The sequence below is a fragment of the Streptomyces sp. NPDC088157 genome, from assembly GCF_044741545.1.
Lineage (GTDB): Bacteria > Actinomycetota > Actinomycetes > Streptomycetales > Streptomycetaceae > Streptomyces.
This window is the reverse complement of sequence record NZ_JBIUSU010000006.1, coordinates 431687-449770: the sequence shown is the minus strand read 5'-3', so window position 1 is coordinate 449770 and position 18084 is coordinate 431687. Positions and strand designations below refer to the sequence as shown.

The 18084-nt window shown below is 72.4% G+C and carries 16 protein-coding genes; 1 reads left to right on the top strand and 15 read right to left on the bottom strand.

What is annotated here, in order from left to right:
- Positions 1-144: 144 nt before the first annotated feature.
- The 15 genes from ACIPFH_RS25950 to ACIPFH_RS25880 all read right to left on the bottom strand — a co-directional run bounded on the left by ACIPFH_RS25950 (position 145) and on the right by ACIPFH_RS25880 (position 17354).
- Positions 145-1350, bottom strand: a complete 1206-nt coding sequence (locus tag ACIPFH_RS25950; RefSeq protein WP_401829888.1) for an acyltransferase family protein — start codon at positions 1348-1350, stop codon at positions 145-147.
- A 586-nt stretch (positions 1351-1936) separates the two neighbouring features.
- Entirely contained in the window at positions 1937-2818 is an 882-nt protein-coding gene (locus tag ACIPFH_RS25945; RefSeq protein WP_356259677.1) for an ester cyclase, read from the bottom strand.
- A 40-nt stretch (positions 2819-2858) separates the two neighbouring features.
- Positions 2859-4067: an FAD-dependent monooxygenase gene (locus tag ACIPFH_RS25940; protein ID WP_356259674.1), complete on the bottom strand. Its 1209-nt coding sequence runs from the start codon at positions 4065-4067 to the stop codon at positions 2859-2861.
- A 44-nt stretch (positions 4068-4111) separates the two neighbouring features.
- Positions 4112-5110: an aldo/keto reductase gene (locus tag ACIPFH_RS25935; RefSeq protein WP_401830232.1), complete on the bottom strand. Its 999-nt coding sequence runs from the start codon at positions 5108-5110 to the stop codon at positions 4112-4114.
- Between the two features lie 51 nt (positions 5111-5161).
- A complete protein-coding gene (locus ACIPFH_RS25930) occupies positions 5162-6256 on the bottom strand; it encodes a 3-oxoacyl-[acyl-carrier-protein] synthase III C-terminal domain-containing protein (protein WP_356259672.1) in 1095 nt (364 codons plus the stop codon).
- Positions 6253-8619 carry a beta-ketoacyl synthase N-terminal-like domain-containing protein gene (locus ACIPFH_RS25925; RefSeq protein ID WP_401829885.1) on the bottom strand — a complete coding sequence of 789 codons (2367 nt, stop codon included), beginning with the start codon at positions 8617-8619 and terminating at the stop codon, positions 6253-6255. Before ACIPFH_RS25925 ends, ACIPFH_RS25930 begins: the two co-directional genes overlap by 4 nt.
- Before the next feature lie 38 nt (positions 8620-8657).
- Entirely contained in the window at positions 8658-9959 is a 1302-nt protein-coding gene (locus ACIPFH_RS25920) for a beta-ketoacyl-[acyl-carrier-protein] synthase family protein (protein WP_401829883.1), read from the bottom strand.
- A 29-nt stretch (positions 9960-9988) separates the two neighbouring features.
- Positions 9989-11260 (bottom strand): beta-ketoacyl-[acyl-carrier-protein] synthase family protein, encoded by a 1272-nt coding sequence (locus ACIPFH_RS25915; protein WP_401829881.1) that lies wholly within the window; start codon positions 11258-11260, stop codon positions 9989-9991.
- Between the two features lie 61 nt (positions 11261-11321).
- The gene (locus ACIPFH_RS25910; RefSeq protein ID WP_359130075.1) at positions 11322-11465 is read right to left on the bottom strand and encodes a hypothetical protein; all 144 of its coding nucleotides are present in this window, start codon (positions 11463-11465) and stop codon (positions 11322-11324) included.
- The gene (gene acpS / locus ACIPFH_RS25905) at positions 11455-12012 is read right to left on the bottom strand and encodes a holo-ACP synthase (RefSeq protein ID WP_356259659.1); all 558 of its coding nucleotides are present in this window, start codon (positions 12010-12012) and stop codon (positions 11455-11457) included. Before acpS ends, ACIPFH_RS25910 begins: the two co-directional genes overlap by 11 nt.
- Complete coding sequence (locus tag ACIPFH_RS25900) at positions 11984-12397, bottom strand: phosphopantetheine-binding protein (protein ID WP_356259656.1); 414 nt, start codon at positions 12395-12397, stop codon at positions 11984-11986. The genes acpS and ACIPFH_RS25900 overlap by 29 nt, the downstream gene beginning before the upstream one ends.
- Positions 12398-12492: 95 nt before the next feature.
- Positions 12493-13491, bottom strand: a complete 999-nt coding sequence (gene fabD, locus ACIPFH_RS25895) for an ACP S-malonyltransferase (RefSeq protein WP_401829878.1) — start codon at positions 13489-13491, stop codon at positions 12493-12495.
- Positions 13491-13733, bottom strand: a complete 243-nt coding sequence (locus ACIPFH_RS25890; protein ID WP_401829876.1) for an acyl-CoA carboxylase epsilon subunit — start codon at positions 13731-13733, stop codon at positions 13491-13493. Before ACIPFH_RS25890 ends, fabD begins: the two co-directional genes overlap by 1 nt.
- Positions 13730-15367, bottom strand: coding sequence for an acyl-CoA carboxylase subunit beta (locus ACIPFH_RS25885; RefSeq protein WP_401829873.1), 1638 nt, complete (start codon positions 15365-15367; stop codon positions 13730-13732). The genes ACIPFH_RS25890 and ACIPFH_RS25885 overlap by 4 nt, the downstream gene beginning before the upstream one ends.
- A 112-nt stretch (positions 15368-15479) precedes the next feature.
- Complete coding sequence (locus ACIPFH_RS25880) at positions 15480-17354, bottom strand: BTAD domain-containing putative transcriptional regulator (RefSeq protein ID WP_401829870.1); 1875 nt, start codon at positions 17352-17354, stop codon at positions 15480-15482.
- Positions 17355-17603: 249 nt separating this feature from the next.
- Here ACIPFH_RS25880 and ACIPFH_RS25875 point away from each other — a divergent pair, with 249 nt between their 5' ends.
- Positions 17604-18074 carry a hypothetical protein gene (locus ACIPFH_RS25875; protein ID WP_401829868.1) on the top strand — a complete coding sequence of 157 codons (471 nt, stop codon included), beginning with the start codon at positions 17604-17606 and terminating at the stop codon, positions 18072-18074.
- The last annotated feature ends 10 nt before the right edge of the window (positions 18075-18084 follow it).

Genomic DNA, 18084 nt, shown 5'->3' with positions numbered 1-18084 from the left:
CGCACGGCCTGATCGCCCCCGCCGCGGAGAGATCGGACGAGAGCCGTCGCGGGGCCGCGCGGGGCGCCCCCCCCCCCCCCCCCCCCCCCCCCCCCCCCCCCCCCCCCCCCCCGCCGCCGTAAGGCCGTGGTGTCCGACGGGTGGTCAGGCGACCGCCTTCGCGCGCGCCGCGCGCCGCGAGCGGCTGAACCGGCGCACGAGCGGAGTCTCGACCAGCCGGTGGAGCAGCCAGGACAGCACCACCGTGCCGACGGCCGCGCCGACCAGCATGGCCATGCCCTCCGTGGTGGAGTACATCTCCGTGCCGAGCTCCTTGCGGAGCCGGGCCAGCACGATGTAGTGCAGCAGGTAGAAGGCGAAGGAGATCTCGCCCAGCCAGACCATCGTGCGGTTGCGGAACGGGGTGAAGCGGCCCTCGATGTCCGCGGTCGCCGCTGCCGCGATCAGCAGCACGATCGGGATGATCATGGTGGCGCGCTGCCCGTAGAGGGCGGGCATGTGGTAGGTGAGCCAGTACCCGCCGGCCAGCAGCACGAACGACGGGAGCATGCCGATGTTGCGCCAGCGCCCGTGCTTGACCGCGAGCGCGACCAGGATGCCGAGGGCGAAGTCGATTACGCGGACCGGGGGCAGCACATAGTTGAACCAGTACGCGGTGGCGGGGAGGTCCTGGCCGCTGGGAACCAGCGGGGTCTTCGGGAACGCCGCGTACGCCACCGCCGGGGTGGCCCACACCGCGGCGATCGCCCCGATGATCCAGTACTTCAGGTGACGGGGGTCGATGCGCCGGAAGACGGCCAGCAGCAGCGGGAAGCTCAGGTAGAAGACCGCCTCCACACCCAGCGACCAACTCGGCGGGTCCACGCTGAAGTTGGTGTAGTACTCGGGCACCCACACCTGGACCATGAAGAGGTTGGCGACGGCGATCCGGGTGGAGGTGAAGTCCTGGGCGAACAGCACCATCGCGAGCACCCAGGCGACCACGTAGGTCGGGTAGATCTTGACGAACCTGCGCCGCCAGAACCCCGTCGTGGTGTCGTTGTCCCGCGCCGACCAGGCCAGTACGAACCCGCTGAGCACGAAGAAGAACGACACGGCGGGCCCGCCGGCCTGGTCGAACCAGTGGAACAGCCGGAACTCGGTACGGTCGTCGGCCAGCAGCCGCAGCGACGGTATCGGTATGAAGGCGTGGGCGGCGAACACGGCCAGCGCGGCGAGGAACCGCAGGCCGGTCAGGGACGGCAGCCGGGAGATCTGGGCACGTCTCGGCGCGGCGGCTTCGGCGGCCTGGGCACCCAGACTGCCTTCTCCGGCCGGCGCGGAGCCGGTCAGTACTTGGTCAGTGGCCATGGGACTTCCGTTCTCGGGTGAGGTCCTGCAGCGGTCTGTCCTGCGAGGGGGGTGCGGGGCTGGCGCTGTCGAGCGAACGCTGTGACTCGGCGGGACGTTCACGCCTGTCATCGGGTGCTTCTCCTCGACCGGAGCAGCACCGCCCTTTTTGTACAGTCGCGCGCTCGTGGCTCACTCAAGGGTTGTCGAAGGCGTGAGGCGGGTCGCGCCGGCGGCGAGCCGGACCCGTACGAAGAACGCTCCGAGCGGGTCCACCGCGCCTGCGGCCGCCGCTCCCCGCCCGTACGCTCGCGACCGCCTGGGCAGTGCAGGACCTCGGAGTCGGGTGTGACGCGCGCACCCCGACACGGCGCGGCACCTGGAACGCACCGAACCAGGACTGCGGGAAAGAGGACGGGCCCACGCCGCCGGGGGAAGTACGGCGCGGGCCCGTCGGACCGGATGCCCTGAGGGCGTTCCTCCCGGCCGACGGTCAGCGCCCACGCGGTGAGCGGGAGGACTCGCTCCGGGCGGCCGGGGGAGGACCCCAGTCTGCCGACCGGGTCTGGAAAACGGCTCGAACACCCGTCGGCAGACCGCGCGCCGGTCAGCGGGATCCGTCGGGGCGGTCCGGGGTGAGTCGCGGCGGCGCCGTCCAGGTGAGGCCGATCGACTCGCAGGAGGTGGCGGGGCCAGCCCAGGGATCCTCGCCGTGGATGTCCAGGATCTGCTCGCGCAGCCACAGGTCGAAGGGGTCCTTCGACTCCGCCCAGCGCTTCCTGGTCCGCTCCGGGTCGGCGGTCTCGAAGTGCACTATCACGTAGTCCCGCTCGGGCCGCGGGTCGATACGGAGCACCTCGTGGGTGATGCCCAGCCTCCGCCGGGAGGCCTCGTACTCGCGCCGGCGCGGCCCCTGCAGCTCCTGGGTGAGCCGGTGCCAGGCCATGGGCTTGGCGTTGCGCAGCGGCACGGTGCGCATCACGGACCGGGTGCCCTCCACGGCGCGCCGGCCGCCCTTGCGGGGCGCCAGCATCCGCATGCCGAGCGCGGCGAACAGGTTGGACGCCACACCGTGCGCCCAGCGCTCGGCGATCCTGCCCTCCTCGTCGAACCGCCAGATGACGATGCCGACGGAGAGGAACGTACGGCCGGTGGGCGCGATGCCGAGCAGGTCGCCCAGGTGGGTGCCGCGCCAGGTGTTGTGGATGACGACCAGGTCGTCGTGTGCGCTGATGTCCTCGATGGTGACGTGGAAGTCGGGGAACGCCGCCCGCAGTCCGGCGATGGTGTACTTCACGCCCTCGGCGCCCTCGGGCGCGCCGGGCAGGCCCTCGTGGTCGACTATGTCCGGCCGGTAGAGCTCGTCCACGAGCGAGAAGTCGCCCTGGTTGACGAACTCGGCGAAGACCCGCCGGATGGTCGCCTTGTTGCGTTCCTCGGTGCTTTCCCACGCTGTCCGCGTCGGGTTCGTGGTGGTCGCAGTGGTCACAGCAGCAGTCCTCTCATCGTGGGCGGTGGGAACGCCGCGCTCACGCCGCGGTGGCGGCGGAGTCCGAGGCCCACCGCGTGGCGTAGGCGACGTGTTCGTGTTCCGTGGTGTGCAGGGTGCGGGACCAGCCGAGTTTCAGCACCCGGTCGCGCAGCCAGATGGCGGCCGGGTTCTGCAGGGCGCCCATCACGCCGATGCGGTGGGCGAGCAGTTGCATCGGCCGGGTGCGCTCCTGCCGCTCGGACTCGTAGGCGCGCAGCGCGCCGGCGACGCCGGCACCGGGCGCGGCGAGGTGTTCGGCCAGTACCAGGGCGTCCTCGATGGCCAGGCAGGCGCCCTGCCCGATGTTGAAGCTGACGGCGTGCGCGGCGTCGCCGAGGAGGCTGACCCGGCCACGACCCCAGACGGGGTCGGGCTTGCGGTCCACCACGTCGCCGCGCAGGATGCTCTCCGGCACGGTGGCGTCGAGGATCTGCCGCACCGGGTTCGTCCAGCCGGCGTGCCGGGCGCGCAGCATGTCCAGGGTCTGCTCGGGCGTGCCCTCGTCGCGGCCGCCGGCGGGCCCGTTGGCGACGCTCATCCAGTGCACGACGCCGGGGGCGATGTCGTAGTACGTGAAGCGGGTCCCGGGACCGAACAGGGCCTGGAAGCTGCCGGGCGGGAACTCCTCGGGACTCATCCTCGCGTGGCCGCGCCAGGCGATGTAGCCGGTGTAGTCGGGCGGCTGCGGGCCGAGCAGCTGGGCGCGGACGGCGGAGTGGACGCCGTCGGCGCCGATCAGCAGGTCGCCGTCCTCGGAGGTGCCGTCGGCGAAGTGGAGGCTCACCCCGTCGGCGTGCTCGGTGTACCCGGTGACCTCGGCGCCGGTGACGATGGGCGCCGTCACGGCGTCGCGCAGGATGCCGTGCAGGTCGGAGCGGCCGATGGCGACCGTGGGCTGCCCGTAGCGCTCGACGAACTCGCCCACCGGGTAGGTGCCGATGACCCGTCCGGTCGAGGTCGAGAAGTGGCACACGGACTGGGCGGGGGCGATCTTCGCGACCTGGTCGGCGAGCCCGAGGTGGGCCAGGGCGAGCATGCCGTTGGTGAAGATGTGCAGTCCTGCGCCGCCGTCGCGCAGTTCCGGCGCGCGCTCGAAGACGACGGAGTCGATGCCCTGCTGCTGCAGGGCCAGTGCGGTGGCGATGCCGCCGAGCCCGCCGCCGGCGATGAGAACCCGGCGTATGGGACGGAGTGCTTGTACGGACATGGCGTTCTCCCGTAAGTCGGGGCGGATGGCTCGGGGGTCGGGGGTCAGCGGCTGAGCTGGGGCATCTCGCTGGCCGGATAGCGGTCGCCGGCCGTGATGCCGTACGGGGCGATGGAGTCGATGGCCGCCAGGACGTCGTCGGAGAGCTGCACGTCGTTCGCGGAGACGTTCTCCTCCAGGTAGGTGCGTCGCTTGGTGCCGGGGATGGCGACGACGTCCTGGCCGCGGGAGAGCACCCAGGCGAGCGCGAGGCGGCTGACGCTGGTGCCGGCCGCGGCGGCGAGATCGCTGAGCTGGTCGACGACGGGCAGGTTCCGGCGGATGTTCTCGCTCTCGAAACGGGGCGCGATGCGCCGGAAGTCGAAGCCGCCCTCGGGGATGTCGGAGGTGCCGCGGATGGTGCCGCTCAGGAACCCGCGGCCGAGCGGGCTGTAGGCCACGAAGCCGATGCCCAGCTCGCGCACGGTCTCCAGCACGCCGTTGACCTCGACGTCCCGGGTGAACAGCGAGTACTCGGTCTGTACGGCGGTCAGCGGGTGCACCGCGTGGGCGCGCCGGATGGTCGCGGGCCCCGCCTCGGAGATCCCCAGGTGCCGGACGAGCCCGGCCTCCACGAGGCCGGCGAGCGCGCCGAAGGACTCCTCCACGGGGACGTCGGGGTCGACCCGGTGCAGGTAGTAGAGGTCGAGGTGGTCGGTGCCCAGGCGGCGCAGCGTGCCCTCGATCGACCGGCGGATGTAGTCGGGGCGGCCGTTGACCCGCCACGTCAGCTGGCCGTCGGCGTCGATCTCGCTGCCCACCTTGGAGGAGAGCACGACCTCGTCGCGGCGCCCGGCGACGGCGCGGCCGATGAGCTCCTCGTTGGCGTGCGGGCCGTACATGTCGGCGGTGTCCAGCAGGGTGACGCCGAGTTCCAGCGCCCGGTGGAGGGTGGCGACCGCCTCGGTCGTGTCCGCCTCGCCGTACCCGATCGTCATGCCCATGCAGCCGAGACCCTGGGCGGAGACGTCCAGCCCGGTCTTCCCCAACGTACGGTGTTCCATTGCCACTTGATGCCTCCTGAAATTGTGTCTGATGACTGGGGTGACGGCCGCTCAGGCCGGGAACGGTGCCTTCCAGGTCACCGAGAGCCCGGTGTAGACGTACCGGCTGGCCTCGATGCCGAGCAGCACGATCCGGTCGCCGGGCCGGATGCGGCCCGAGGTCCAGCCCGCGTCCAGCGACAGCGGCACCGCGGCCGAACCGGTGGCCCCCACATCGGCCAGGTTCTCCACGATCCGGCCGCTGAGCGCCTGGTTGTCCTCGGCGGACAGCCCGGCGGCCTCGTACTCGTCGGCGAAGTAGTCGGCGTTGCCCTCCGGCAGCACGATCGCGTCGAACTCCCCGAGCGCCCGGCCCTCCTTCCGCGCCATCTCCTGGATCGCGCGGACGAACACCTGCGGTCCGAACGTGGAGGTGCCGGGCACGTCGATCTTCATCTGGATCAGCTGACGCCGGCCCAGCTGCTCCGCCTGCGACACGTCCGTACCGCCGCCGATGATCTCCATGCCGGGCTTGCGCAGGCCGCCCACGCAGGCGTTGACGAAGGTGAACTCGTCCGCCGACGTCCCCGCCGGCTCGGCCCGCAGCACCACGGCCCCGGCGCCGTCGCCGAACGTGTACAGCGTCAGCCGGTCCCGCATCCGCACGCGTGCCGGGTCCTTGTCCAGGAAGAGCGGCGCCATCAGGGGCGACACGGCCTCGCTGCCCACCACGAGGGCGGTGCGCGCCGTCCCGTCGGCCAGCTGCCGCCGGGCCAGGTCCAGCGCCTGCACCCAGCCCGCGCAGGCCCCGCGGATCTCGATCGCGGCGACACTCTCCAGGCCCAGGTAGTGCTGCAGGGTGGTGGCGACGTTGGGCAGTGTGTACTCCGGCGTCGCCGTGCACACCACGATCAGGTCGACCTCGCCGGGCTCCACCCCGGCCCGTTCCAGGGCCTGCCGGGAGGCCCGCTCGGCCATCCGGCTGTTGTTGATCACGTGCTTGCCCGTGGCCGGGTCGATCATCCAGTACCGGGTCTTGACCTGGATGCCGTCGAGGACGTCGTCCGGCAGCGGCCCGACGTACTTCTCCAGCGTGCCGTTGTCCAGCGGATCACCGGGCACATAGCCGCCGGTGGAGAGGATCTTCACGTCGTACGTCGTGGTCATCGGCCGGACTCCGTTCCAAGGAGGGGGGCGGGGGACAGGACGAGGGAGGTGTGGGTGCCGCCCAGGGACGAGCTGTTGACCAGGACCGGGCGGTGTGCCCCGCCCTCGCGCCAGGCGCCGACGGCGAGGACCGTCGACAGGTGGGCACCCGCGCCGGCCGGCTCGCCGAGCACCCGCTTCGGAGCCTCGAACCGCACCCGCCCCATGTCGAACACCCGCTCCACAGCGGCCTGTTCGGGACGGTCGGCGGCAGCAAGACCCGCCGCGTTCGCCCAGACGGCGGACACGTGGTCCGGCCTGAGCCCGGCGCCGCGCAGGGCCTCGCGCATCGCCCGCTCGACGCCGTCGCCGGACGGGTCCCAGCGGCCGATGCCGCACGCGTCCGACGCGGTCGCGTGCCCCAGGACCACGGCGTGGATCGGGGCGCCGCGCCGCTCGGCACTCGCCCGGCGCTCCAGCACCAGCGCGATGCCGGCCTCGGCGAGCGTGTACCGGCGCCCGGCCGCCGAACCGAACAGCGGGATGCTGCGGTACGCGTCCAGCGTGGCCGGTGAGAACGCCTCCACCGCCGGCACCAGCAGGCGCTCGGCGCGCCCGGCGCGCAGCATGTCGTACGCGACGCCCAGCGCGGCGGCGCCCGCCGCGTGCCCCGACGTCAGCGTCGACGTCGGCCCCTTGGTCCCCAGAGCCATGGCGACCTGGCCGGCCGCGCCGTTGTACACGGTGGCGGGGAACACGGCCGGGTTCGCGGCCTGCGCGCCCGAGGACAGCACCGGGACGGTGAACCGTTCGCTGCTCTCCATGGGCCCGATCGCGGTGCCGACCACCACGCCGGTCGCGGCGACGGCATCCGCGTCGCCGTCCGCTCCGGCGGCGCCCAGGGCGGCCCGGCACGCGGCGACGGCGAGCTGGGAGACCCGGTCCATGCGCCGGCGCGCCTTGGCGGAGCCGGCGGCCGAGCGGTCGAACTCGACCCGGGCCAGGCGCAGTCCGTCCTCCGGCACACCCTGCCGGCGCCCGGCCGCGTACGCCTCCCAGAGCGCCTCGGCCCCCTCGCCGGCCGAGGTGATCACACCGAAGCCGGTCACCACGACGTCGTCCGGGCCGACGGCAGGAGGAGGCGCGCCGGGGCCGCCGGGGCGGGCGAAGGCGATGGTGGCGTTGGCGCCGGCGAACCCGAAGTTGTTGGACAGCGCGGTGTCCAGCACCATCGGGCGGCCGGCCCCCGCCACCGGGTCGAGACCGCACTGCGGGTCCACTCCGTTGAAGGAAGCGGTGGGCGGCGCCACCTGGTCGCGCAGGGCCAGCACCGTGACGATGCCCTCCACCGCGCCGGCCGCGCCGAGCAGATGGCCGATCATCGACTTGGTGCTGGACAGCGAGGTCTTCTCGGCGGCCTCGCCGAGCGCGGCACGGACCGCGTTGCTCTCCGCCGCGTCGTTCTTCGTCGTGCCGGTGCCGTGCCCGTTGACGTACCGGACGTCGTCGGGGGTCAGGCCCGAGGTGGAGAGGGCCGCACGGATCGCCCGGGCCGCGCCCTCGCCCTCGGGGTGCGGTGCCGTCGGGTGGTGGCCGTCGGCGGACAGGCCGTAGCCCAGCACCTCGGCGACGACCGGGGCGCCGGTCCGCTCGGCCGCCTGCCGCGACAGCAGCAGGAGCATGCCGCTGCCCTCGCCCAGCGACAGTCCCGACCGGTCCTTGGAGTAGGGGGCCGCGGGCTGTACGGAGAGCGACTCCAGGCTGCTGAACCCGGCGAACGCCGACTCGGTGAAGGCGTCGCTGCCGCCGACGAGCATCGCGTCGGCCCGGCCCGCCCGGATCACGTCCAGGGCGTGGGCGAGCGCGTGCGCGCTGGAGGCGCAGGCCGTGTTGGCACTGAGCACCGGGCCCTTGAGGCCGAAGGCGGCCGACAGCGCCTCCGCGGCGGCCTGCGGCGGTACGAACGTGTAGCGGTGCCAGTCGGGCGTGCGGCCCTCCTGCACCTCGCGCAGGGCGAGTTCGGCGCTGCGCCAGCCGCCGTGGCAGGTGCCGTACGCGACACCCCAGCGCTCGGCCGGGATGTCCACGCCGACCCGCAGGCCCGAGCCGGCCATGGCCTCCTCGGCGGCGGACAGCGCGAAGTCGACGGAGGAATCGCGGGTGTCGGAGCCCGGAGCGTAGTCGTGACCGGGGAAGCAGGGTTCGGTGATCTCGCCGCCCACGGTGGTCTGATAGCCGTCCATGGGCAGGCCGCGCACGGGCGAGATCGCCACCCGCCCCGTGCGCACCCCGTCCCACAGGGCCTCGGCCGAACCGCCCTGCGACGTGATCGCACCCACTGAGGCGATCACGACGCCGACGGCCTGGTCAGGAACGTCAGTCATGCGTCTGCTTCCTTCTCTGGACAGGGCTGTTCGGCCGCTCACGCGGGCCTGGACAGGGTCAGCGCCACGGCCTGCCCCTCGATGCCCCGGGCCAGCGCCATCGCATGGGACGGCCTGGACTCCCGGGCGCTGCCGCGGACGTGGTCCAGATCGCACACCGGGTCGGGGTTGTCGAGGTTGAGGGTCGCGGGCACGGCTCCGTGGTGCAGGGCCAGCGCGCACACGGCGGCGTTCAGCGCACCGCCGCCGCCGACGAGGTGGCCCGTCTGCGGCTTGACGGTGCTGACCGGCACGGACCGGGCGGCCGGGCCCAGCGCGGTGCGCAGGGCGACGCTCTCGGAGGCGTCCCCGAGCCGGGTGGCGGAGCCGTCCGAGGCGATGTAGCCGAGGTCGTCGGCGGTCAGCCGGGCGTCCCGCAGCGCGTGCCGCACCGCCCGGGACAGGCCGCGGCCCTGGGCATCCGGCGCGGGTGGCGTACCGCAGTCGTGGCCGGCGCCGTAGCCGGTCAGCTCGGCGTAGATGCGGGCGCCGCGACGCAGCGCCGCCTGCTTCTCCTCCAGCACCAGCAGCGCGGCGCCTTCGCCGGGGACCGCTCCGTCGCGGTCCCGGTCGTAGGGCCGGTACGCCCCCTGCCCCAGGTCGTTGCGCGTGGTCAGCACGCCGAGCCGGTCGAGCAGCGTCATCGACCACCAGTCGGTGGCGTCGTCGTAGCCGCCCGCGATCGCCACGTCCGCGTCCCCGCGGCGCACCGCGCGCATGGCCCGGCCGATCGCGGTGGCACCCGCGTCCGCGCCGCCCGCGAAGAAGGTGCTGGAACCCCGGATGCCGTACGTCTGCGAGATGTTGAACACCGCGCCGGGCTGGAGCCCTTCGACGAAGAACAGCGGGGGCATGATGACGTCGCCGTGCCGGCCGAGGTGTGCCAGGTCGGCCGTGCCGTCCGGGCGGCGGATGACCTTCAGCTCCTCGATCAGCTGCTCCATGCGGCCGATCGACTTGTTGCCGCCGAGGTACAGGCCGGCCCGGTGGCCGAGTTCGTCGCCGCCGGCCTGGTTGTGCGGCAGCCCCGCGTCGTCGAGGGCGAGCCGGGCGGCGGCCAGCGCCAGGCGGTCGCCGCGGTTGATGGTGCGCAGCTGGCGCCTGGTGGCGAACCGGGTGGCGTCGAAGTCGTCGATCTCGCCGCCCAGCCGGGTCTGCAGCGGCGACGGGTCGTAGGCCCGGATCGGGCCGATCCCGGACTCGCCGGCCACCAGCGCCTTCCAGTTGGCCTCGGGGCCTTCCCCCAGCGCGGTCAGCAGACCGACGCCACTGATGACGACCTGGCGTCCGGTGCCGCTCATCGGTGCTCCTCCGTTCAGCCGTGGCGTCGTCATCGCTCCTCCTCGTAACGCCCCACGACCAGCCCGACGTTGGTGCCGCCGAAGGCGAAAGCGTTGACGAGGGCGTGCCGCACGTCCCGCTCGCGCGCCGTGTTCGGGACGAAGTCGAGGCCGAGCCGGCGGTCGGGCGTCTCCTGGTTGATGGTCGGCGGCACCAGCCCGTGGTTGATCGCCCCGATCGCGGCGAACATGCTCAACGCGGCGCCCGCCGAGGTGAGATGACCGGCCATCGACTTCGGTGAGCTGATCAGCAGCCGCTGGGCGTCGTCGCCGAACACCTTCCTGATCGCCGTGGTCTCCGACAGGTCGTTGCCGTGGGTGCTGGTGCCGTGCGCCACGACGTAGTCGATGTCGGCCGGTTCAAGACCGGCATCGGAGATCGCGCCCTGCATGGACTCGATGGCTCCGCTGCCGTCCGGTGGCGAGTCGGTGACACGCCAGGCGTTCAGGCTGGTGCCGTAGCCCAGCACCTCGGCGAGGATGTGCGCCCCGCGGGCACGGGCCGCCTCCAGTTCCTCCAGTACGAAGACGACGCCGCCCTCTCCCAGCACGAACCCGGACCGCTTGCCGTCGAAGGGGCGGCTGGCCCGCTGGGGATCGTCGTTGTACTCCTTCGTCAGCGCCCCCAGCAGGCTGAAGCCCACCAGGTCGAGCCAGGACGTCAGCGAGTCGTGGCCGCCCGCGAGCATGAGCGTCGCGTCGCCCTCCTGGATGCTGCGGAAGGCCTCTCCGACGGCGTGCCCGGAACCTGAGCAAGCGGTGGACGGACCCAGCAGCGGGCCGGTCGCGTCGAGCATCCGGGCGATCACCGCTGCGGCGATGTTCTGGCTGTAGGCCAGCGCGTCCGAGGGCGCGTAGGGAGTGAACGCGTCGTCCCGGCCGGTCTCGTCGCGCAGCGCCCCGACGTCCACCAGCCACTGCAGGTCCGGACGGTCCACGCTCGTGCCCATGGCCACGCCCATGTCCGCGCCGTCGTACGTCTCCTTGCCGACCCCCGAGGCGCGCAGCGCCTCCCAGGCCGCGCCCACGCCGAACTCGCCCGGCCGGCGCAGATGGCGCAGACCGACCGAGCCGGGCACGGCGTCGGAGAGCTTGAAGTCCTTGACCTCGCCGGCGATGGTCACCTCGAAGCCGGTGGTGTCGATCGAGGTCAACTGCCCTACTCCGCTGCGCCCTTCGGCCAGCCCCTGCCACGTGCTCGGCGCGTCGTTGCCCAGCGGCGTGACGGCGCCCACGCCGGTGACGACCACTCTGCGGTTCATCGCGGCGCCTCCGTCCGCAGCGCCTGCCGGCTGTCGACGCGGTCGATCGGATGGAACCGCATCATCGCCCTCCCTCGGTCTTGGGCCGCCCCGGTCCGAGCCGCGCGGTCCGGCCGCCGTCGAATGGAGCGGTTCTGCCTGTCGTGTACGCGGCGTCGTCGGTGGCGAGGAACGCGGTCGCCGCGGCCCGGCCGTCAAGCCTCATGCCGTTCGTCTCCTTCTGGCGTGTGTGTGGTGCGAGCTGGTGCCGTGTCCGGCGTCGTGCGGGTCGACGGCTCCGGTTCGGGGGCCGTGTCGGGACTGTGCAGGCACACCAGGACGGCGTGCGCCACGGCGAGACCTCCGCTGTGGCTCAGGGAGATTTCGATGTGGTGCATACCGAGGGACCGGGCGACGGCCTCGACCTCGCCGTACAGCCGCACCCGGGGACGTCCGTTGCGGTCGTTGACGACCTCGATGTCCGTCCATTCCATGCGCGGGCCCATACCGGTCCCAAGGCTCTTGAGCACGGCCTCCTTGGCGGCCCAGCGGCCGGCGAGGTGCTCGCCGGTCCGTCTGCGGCGGTCGCAGTAGGCCAGCTCGCGTGGTGTGAACACCCGTTCCCGCAGGCCGGGTTGTGCGTTCATCAGCTCCTCGACCCGGGCCACCTCGGCCAGGTCCGTGCCGGTCCGCACCCACAGTGGCGGCGGGGCGGGGCGGTCCGGTGACCGCCCCGCGCCCGGTTCACGCAGCGGCTGTGGCGAGCGCGGCACGCTCGGTCACCAGGTCCGTCAGGTTCTGCACGGTGAACAGGGTCAGCACCTCGTCCGCCGTGAGCTTGCCGGCCAGTTCCTGCACGTCGATCTGCGGCAGCGACTTCTTGAGCTGCGCCAGCCCGACCTCGTTGATGATGTCGTCCTCGTCGGCGAACTCCTCGTCGGGTATGCCGCCCTGGAGCAGTTCGGCGATGTCCGCGACCTTGATCTTCACGTCCGAGGCCCGCTCGATGCGGAACAGGACGTCGAGCAGGTCGATGGACTCGGCGTCCAGGTCGCCCAGCAGCGTGGCCTCGGGAACGACCTCCTCGATATCGATGCCCAGCGCGTCGGCGACGGCCTCCTGGACGATGGAGCTGAAGTCTTTGCCCTCGTACGGCATGTGTCCTTACCCTTCGTGAACAGTTGCTGGTGATGTCTGGTGATGTATGGACCGGGGTGGTGCGGCCGGCCGACGGGCCGGCGGTTCATGAGGTGTCAGGACGCCACCGGCTCCCGCCACGCGTCCGACGCCAGGGCGCCATGGAGCGCCGTCAGGCGACGCGGGTCTCCGGTGGAGCGGGTACGGACCTCGTCGAGCGTCCGGCGGGCGAGTCCGCTGAGGACCCGGCCGGGGCCGATCTCGGTGTACGCGCTCACCGGGTGCCGTGCGGCGGTGCGCAGCACCTCGACCCACCGGACGGGTCCGGTGAGCTGACGCCGCAGCAGCTCGCGGGCCTCCTCGCCCGAGCGGACGTAGGTGCCGGTGACCGAACTGATCACGGGCCGGACGGGATCGGCGAACGGCCGGGCGGCGAGCGCCTCGGTGAACTCCTCCTCCACCGCCCTCATCAGCGAACAGTGGAAGGGGGCGCCCACGTCCAGCCGCACGACCTGGGCGGCGCCGGCGTCCAACGCCGCCCGGCCGGCCTGCTCGACGGCGCCGGCGTGCCCCGAGATGACGGTCTGGAGCGGCTCGTTGTAGTTCGCGACCTGGACCAGGCCGAAGCCCTCGGTGCTGTCACAGGCGGCCAGCACCTGGTCCGCGGGCAGGCCCAGCACGGCCGCCATCGCGCCGGGCACCTCGCGGGCCACGTCGCCCATCAGCCGGCCGCGCAACCGCACCAGCTCCAGGGCCGACTCCAGGGACAGCACCCCGGCGGCCACCAGGGCCGGATACTCGCCGAGGCTGTGGCCCGCGGTCGCCGCGGGCCGGTAACCGGCGGCCTGCAGCAGATCCCATACGGCGAGGCTGGTCGTGGCGATCGCGGGCTGGGTGATCTCGGTGCGGCCGAGTTCCTCGGCGCTTCCGGTCACGCAGATCCGCGACAGCGGCAGGCCCAGGATCTCGTCCGCCTGGGCGAACAGCCGCCGGGCCGAGGGATAGGCGTCGAGCAGGTGCCCGGCCATGCCGGGTCGTTGCGAGCCCTGCCCGGGGAACATGGCCAGGCAGCCGGCCGGCGTGCCGGGGCTGACGGAGCCGGTCCGACCGGTCATCAGGTACTCCTTCCGTGAGTCGGTGCGGGGGTGCGCTGCCAGCCGGCAGCGTCCGGTGCGGTGGCGGGCTCGGGGCGGTGCCAGGCGGCCGGCCGGCCCCAGCCGCGTTCGGCGGCCGGCGGCGGGCCCGCCTCGTCGGGGGCACGGCGCACCGCGGCGAGCACGACCAGCAGTGCGGCCAGTTCCTCCGGTGTCGGGTTGCCCCGCAGTACCGTCAGCGGAGCGGTCCGCGGCGTGCTCACAGCGGCTCGTTGCCGTGTTTGCGGATGGGCTGCCGGGCCCGCTTGGTGCGCAGCATGTCCAGGGACTTGATCAGCACCCGCCGGGTGTCCGCCGGATCGATGACGTCGTCGACATGACCGCGCCGGGCGGCGACGAAGGGGTTCATCAGTTGCTCGGTGTATTCGGCGACCAGCTCCCGGCGCACCTTCTCCGGCTCCGCCGCCGCCCTGATCTGCCGGCGGAAGATGATGTTGGCCGCGCCGTCGGCGCCCATCACGGCCGTCTGGTTGGACGGCCAGGCGAACGACAGGTCGGAGCCGATCGACTTGGAGTCCATGACGATGTACGCGCCGCCGAACGCCTTGCGCAGGATGACCTGCACGCGCGGCACCGTCGCCTCGCAGTACGCGTACAGGAGCTTCGCGCCGCGTCGGATGATCGCGTTGTGCTCCTGGTCGGTCCCGGGCATGAAGCCCGGCACGTCGACCAGCGTCACCAGCGGGATGTTGAACGCGTCGCAGGTGCGCACGAACCGTGCGGCCTTCTCCGAGGAGTCGATGTCCAGCACCCCCGCCATGGCGGCGGGCTGGTTGCCCACGATGCCCACCGTGTGGCCGTCCAGGCGGGCCATGGCGCACACGATGTTCGGCGCCCAGCTCTCCTGGACCTCCAGGTAGTCGCCGTCGTCGACGATGTGGCCTATGACCGTCCTGATGTCGTACGGCGTCCGGTCGTCGACCGGCACCAGACGCAGTAGTTCCTCGCAGCGCCGGTCCGGCTCGTCCAGGGGCCTCGCGTAGGGCGGCGTCTCGGTGTTGTTCGAGGGCAGGTAGGAGAGCAGTTCCCGTACGCCCTCGAAGCAGGACTCCTCGTCCGGGGCCACGAAGCTCGCCACGCCCGTTCGCGTGCCGTGGGTGTACGCGCCGCCGAGCTCCTCCTGCGTGACCTTCTCGCCGGTCACCGCCTGCACCACGTCGGGCCCGGTGATGAACATGTTGGCCATGCCCTCGACCATGAACGTGTAGTCGGTGAGCGCCGGTGAGTAGACCGCGCCGCCCGCGCAGGAACCGAGCACGACACTGATCTGCGGCACCACGCCCGAAGCGCGGACGTTGCGGGCGAAGAGCTTGCCGAAGCCCGCCAGCGCGTCGATGCCCTCCTGGATGCGGGCGCCGCCGCCGTCGTTGAGGCCGATGACCGGGGCGCCGACGGAGTCGGCGAAGTCCAGCAGTTGGTGGATCTTCGCCGCGAACGTCGCGCCCAGCGCACCGCCGCGCACCCGGGCGTCATGGGCGAAGACGAAGACCGTGCGGCCGTCGATCTCGCCCCAGCCCGTGATCACCCCGTCGCCCTCGGGGTGCGTGTCCTCCATGCCGAAGCCCGTCGCCCGGTGCTCGGCGAACAGACCGAGCTCGGTGAACGTGCCCGGGTCGAGCAGTGTGTCGATGCGCTGGCGGGCCAGCAGCTTGCCCTTGGAGAGATGGCGGGCGTCGGCCTCCGGGTCGTGGCCGAAGTGGGCCTCCGCCCGGCGGGCGGTGAGCTCGTCGGTCAAGTCCGCCATCGTGGGTGTGCGCACCGGTGCCGTCGGCCGGGATTCCGAGTCGGTCTCGCCGAGGGCCGGCAGCACGGCCTGTGGAGCGTCCTGAAGAGCCATAGCGGTCCCTCTCTGTCCTGCCCTGTCGGGGCCTTCGGACAACTGTCGGACACCGGTATGGGCGCAGAACTGGAGCGCGTCTTGACGGGGGGTGTAATCCCAGGTCGGAGCTCTAAACGGGCAGCTGCACGGCCTCGGTCGCCTCGCCGGCACGGTCCGCCCTGAGCTCCTGCGCGAAGCTGCGCTGCAGACCGTCGAGCCGGTAGCGGGTGGGGAGGTCGGCCACGGCGGCCTCGGCCACGGTCAGGAAATGGGCCTCCACCAACTGCTCACAGGCGTCCTCGACCGTGGCGAAGTCCTTGCCGAGCACCGGGCACGCCAGATGGGCGTCGAACTCGGACACCGCCAGGTCGGCCAGGCAGCGCAGCACCTCTCGGGCATCCTCGGGCAGCGCGTTGTACGACGTCGCGAAGCTGGCGCGCACACTCAGCGAGCTGTGCGCCAGCTCGTCCAGACGCCGCCCCTCGTCACTCAGCCGTTCCGCGTAGCGGCGCAGCGACCAGTGGGGACGGGTGTTGAGCCGGACGGCCGCGGCGCGCAGGGCGAGCGGCAGTCCGCCGCAGTACCGCGCGATCGCGGCGGCCGCGGCCGGCTCCCGGGTGACGCGCTCCGTGCCGAGCATCCGGGCCAGGAGCCGCACACTGTGGCCATGCGGCAGTTCCGCCAGATGCACGACGCGGGCGCCGAGCGGAGTGCTGAGCCGCCCTCTGCTGGTGATCAGTACAGCGGAGTCCCCACTTCCCGGCAGCAGAGACTGCACCTGCTCGTCGTCGACCGCGTCGTCGAGCGTGATCAGCAGCTGACGTCCGGCCAGAGCCGACCGGTAGACCTCGGCGCGCTCGTCGGGGTCGGCCGGGATCCGGTCGGGATCCGTCCCCAGCGCGCGCAGCAGCCGTCCCAGCACCGCGTGCGGGTCCGCCGGACGCGCGCCGCTGCCGCGCAGCGCCGCGTACAACTGCCCGTCCGGGAAGGAGGACCGCAGTCGATGCCCCAGACGCACGGCCAGCGCGGTCTTGCCGACACCTCCCCCGCCGACGAGCAGGACGGCGGGCGGCTGTGATGCGGTGGGCCGCGTCAGGGTCCGCTGGACCAGGTCGAGTTCGCGTTCGCGCCCCGTGAAGTCGGGCAGGTCGACCGGGAGCATCTGCGGGACGACGGGGGCGGGCCGGGAGGGGACGAGGACCTGGTGCGTCCCGGCGCCGTGCGGGTCGCCGCTTCGCTCGGGCGGCGGTGCGACCGCGGCGGCCTCGCCCCGCAGGATCGTCTCGTAGAGCTGCTGCACCCGCCGCGACGGGTCCGTGCCGAGTTCCTTGGAGATCAGCCGGCGCATCGACTGGTAGTACTCGAGGGCGTCGACGCTGCGCCCCTCCAGGTAGAGAGCGAGCATCAGGCGTTCGCCGAGCTGCTCGGAGAGCGGGTCCGTCAGCAGCGCGGCGCGGAGCTCCGCGAGGACGGCGCCGGGGCGCTCGAGCCGGATCTCGGTGTCCGCCCACTGGCTCAGTGCCTCGTGGTGCAGCTGCCGCAGGGTCTCCCGGACCCGGGACGCCCAGTCGCTGTGCATGCCGCTCAGCGCGTCACCCCGCCACATGTACAGCGCCTGCTGGAGCAGCGTGCTGCGTTCCAGATCGCCGAGGTCGTCCTGCTGGGCGCTCCTGAGCAGCCGGCGGAACCGCACCAGGTCCACGGCGCCGAGATCCACCGAGACCAGATACCCGGCCGGCGATCTGACCAGGCCGATCGGCTCGGGCAGCTCCGCCGAGGCCTGGGCGAGCGCACGGCGCAACCGCGTGACGTAGGTGTGGACGACGTTGCGGACTCCCGCGGGGGGCCGGTCCCCCCACACGCGGTCGACGAGGGCCTCCAGCGGCACCGGCCGTTCGGGATCGACCAGCAGGGCGCCGAGGATGCTGCGTTGGCGTGCGGGGCCGATATCGGCCAGGGCGCTGCCCGTCCAGAGTTCTATTGATCCCAGTATCCGGAGCTCCATCGAAGATCACCCATATCCCTTCAGTGCCCGGAAAACTAACTCCGGCCGGTGCAGCGCTCCTAGATTTCTGCTCTGCCGCGACGGATCACCTCATTCCGTTTCCGGGGTCGTCCTGCACCGTCGGGCTCGCGTCCTTCGTGGGCCGCGCACGAGCGGCGCTCGCGCTCCAGCGGAGCGCGAGGGACAGGCGAGGGCTGCGGCCTAGCGTCGCTTTCCGAACCGAATCAGCCAATGTCTGAAGGAGTCCCGATGGCCACCGAGGAGCACGAGTTCACTCTGCCCGGCGCGGACCTGCCGCAGCCCGACGAGGATTTGCGCAAGCGGCGCGAGGCGGTCGTCATCGAGCACACCGTCGCCGAGGGCGCCTGGGACATCGACGGAGTGATCGCGACGTTCCCGCGTGGCGGCGTGTACCGGGTCATTCCGTTCGAGGAGTCCCCGCTGATCGGTGAAGAGGCCATCAAGAAGGGCTACTTCGCCGAACTGCAGAAGGCGTTCCCGGTCGCCGACCACAGCCTGTTCCACGTCCACCACACGCCGACCGCGGTGATCGTGGAGGCGCAGTTCCGTGCCAAGCAGGAGGCGGACTGGCGTGGGATACCCAACCGCGGCAAGACCGTCGACACCCCCGTGGCGATCTTCTTCCACTTCGACGGCGACGTCCTGATCGACGAGACCCTCTACTTCGACATGGCCACCTTCGCCCGTCAGCTCGCCTGACCCTCCCGCG

Bases quoted from the DNA above. Each gene is read 5' to 3' on its own strand.
- ACIPFH_RS25915 (WP_401829881.1), bottom strand. From the start codon at position 11,260: ATGAACCGCAGAGTGGTCGTCACCGGCGTGGGCGCCGTCACGCCGCTG.
- ACIPFH_RS25885 (WP_401829873.1), bottom strand. From the start codon at position 15,367: ATGGCTCTTCAGGACGCTCCACAGGCCGTGCTGCCGGCCCTCGGCGAG.
- ACIPFH_RS25940 (WP_356259674.1), bottom strand. From the start codon at position 4,067: ATGTCCGTACAAGCACTCCGTCCCATACGCCGGGTTCTCATCGCCGGC.
- ACIPFH_RS25950 (WP_401829888.1), bottom strand. From the start codon at position 1,350: ATGGCCACTGACCAAGTACTGACCGGCTCCGCGCCGGCCGGAGAAGGC.
- ACIPFH_RS25880 (WP_401829870.1), bottom strand. From the start codon at position 17,354: ATGGAGCTCCGGATACTGGGATCAATAGAACTCTGGACGGGCAGCGCC.
- fabD (WP_401829878.1), bottom strand. From the start codon at position 13,491: ATGACCGGTCGGACCGGCTCCGTCAGCCCCGGCACGCCGGCCGGCTGC.
- ACIPFH_RS25875 (WP_401829868.1), top strand. From the start codon at position 17,604: ATGGCCACCGAGGAGCACGAGTTCACTCTGCCCGGCGCGGACCTGCCG.
- ACIPFH_RS25910 (WP_359130075.1), bottom strand. From the start codon at position 11,465: ATGAGGCTTGACGGCCGGGCCGCGGCGACCGCGTTCCTCGCCACCGAC.
- ACIPFH_RS25935 (WP_401830232.1), bottom strand. From the start codon at position 5,110: ATGGAACACCGTACGTTGGGGAAGACCGGGCTGGACGTCTCCGCCCAG.
- ACIPFH_RS25925 (WP_401829885.1), bottom strand. From the start codon at position 8,619: ATGACTGACGTTCCTGACCAGGCCGTCGGCGTCGTGATCGCCTCAGTG.
- ACIPFH_RS25930 (WP_356259672.1), bottom strand. From the start codon at position 6,256: ATGACCACGACGTACGACGTGAAGATCCTCTCCACCGGCGGCTATGTG.
- ACIPFH_RS25920 (WP_401829883.1), bottom strand. From the start codon at position 9,959: ATGAGCGGCACCGGACGCCAGGTCGTCATCAGTGGCGTCGGTCTGCTG.
- ACIPFH_RS25900 (WP_356259656.1), bottom strand. From the start codon at position 12,397: ATGCCGTACGAGGGCAAAGACTTCAGCTCCATCGTCCAGGAGGCCGTC.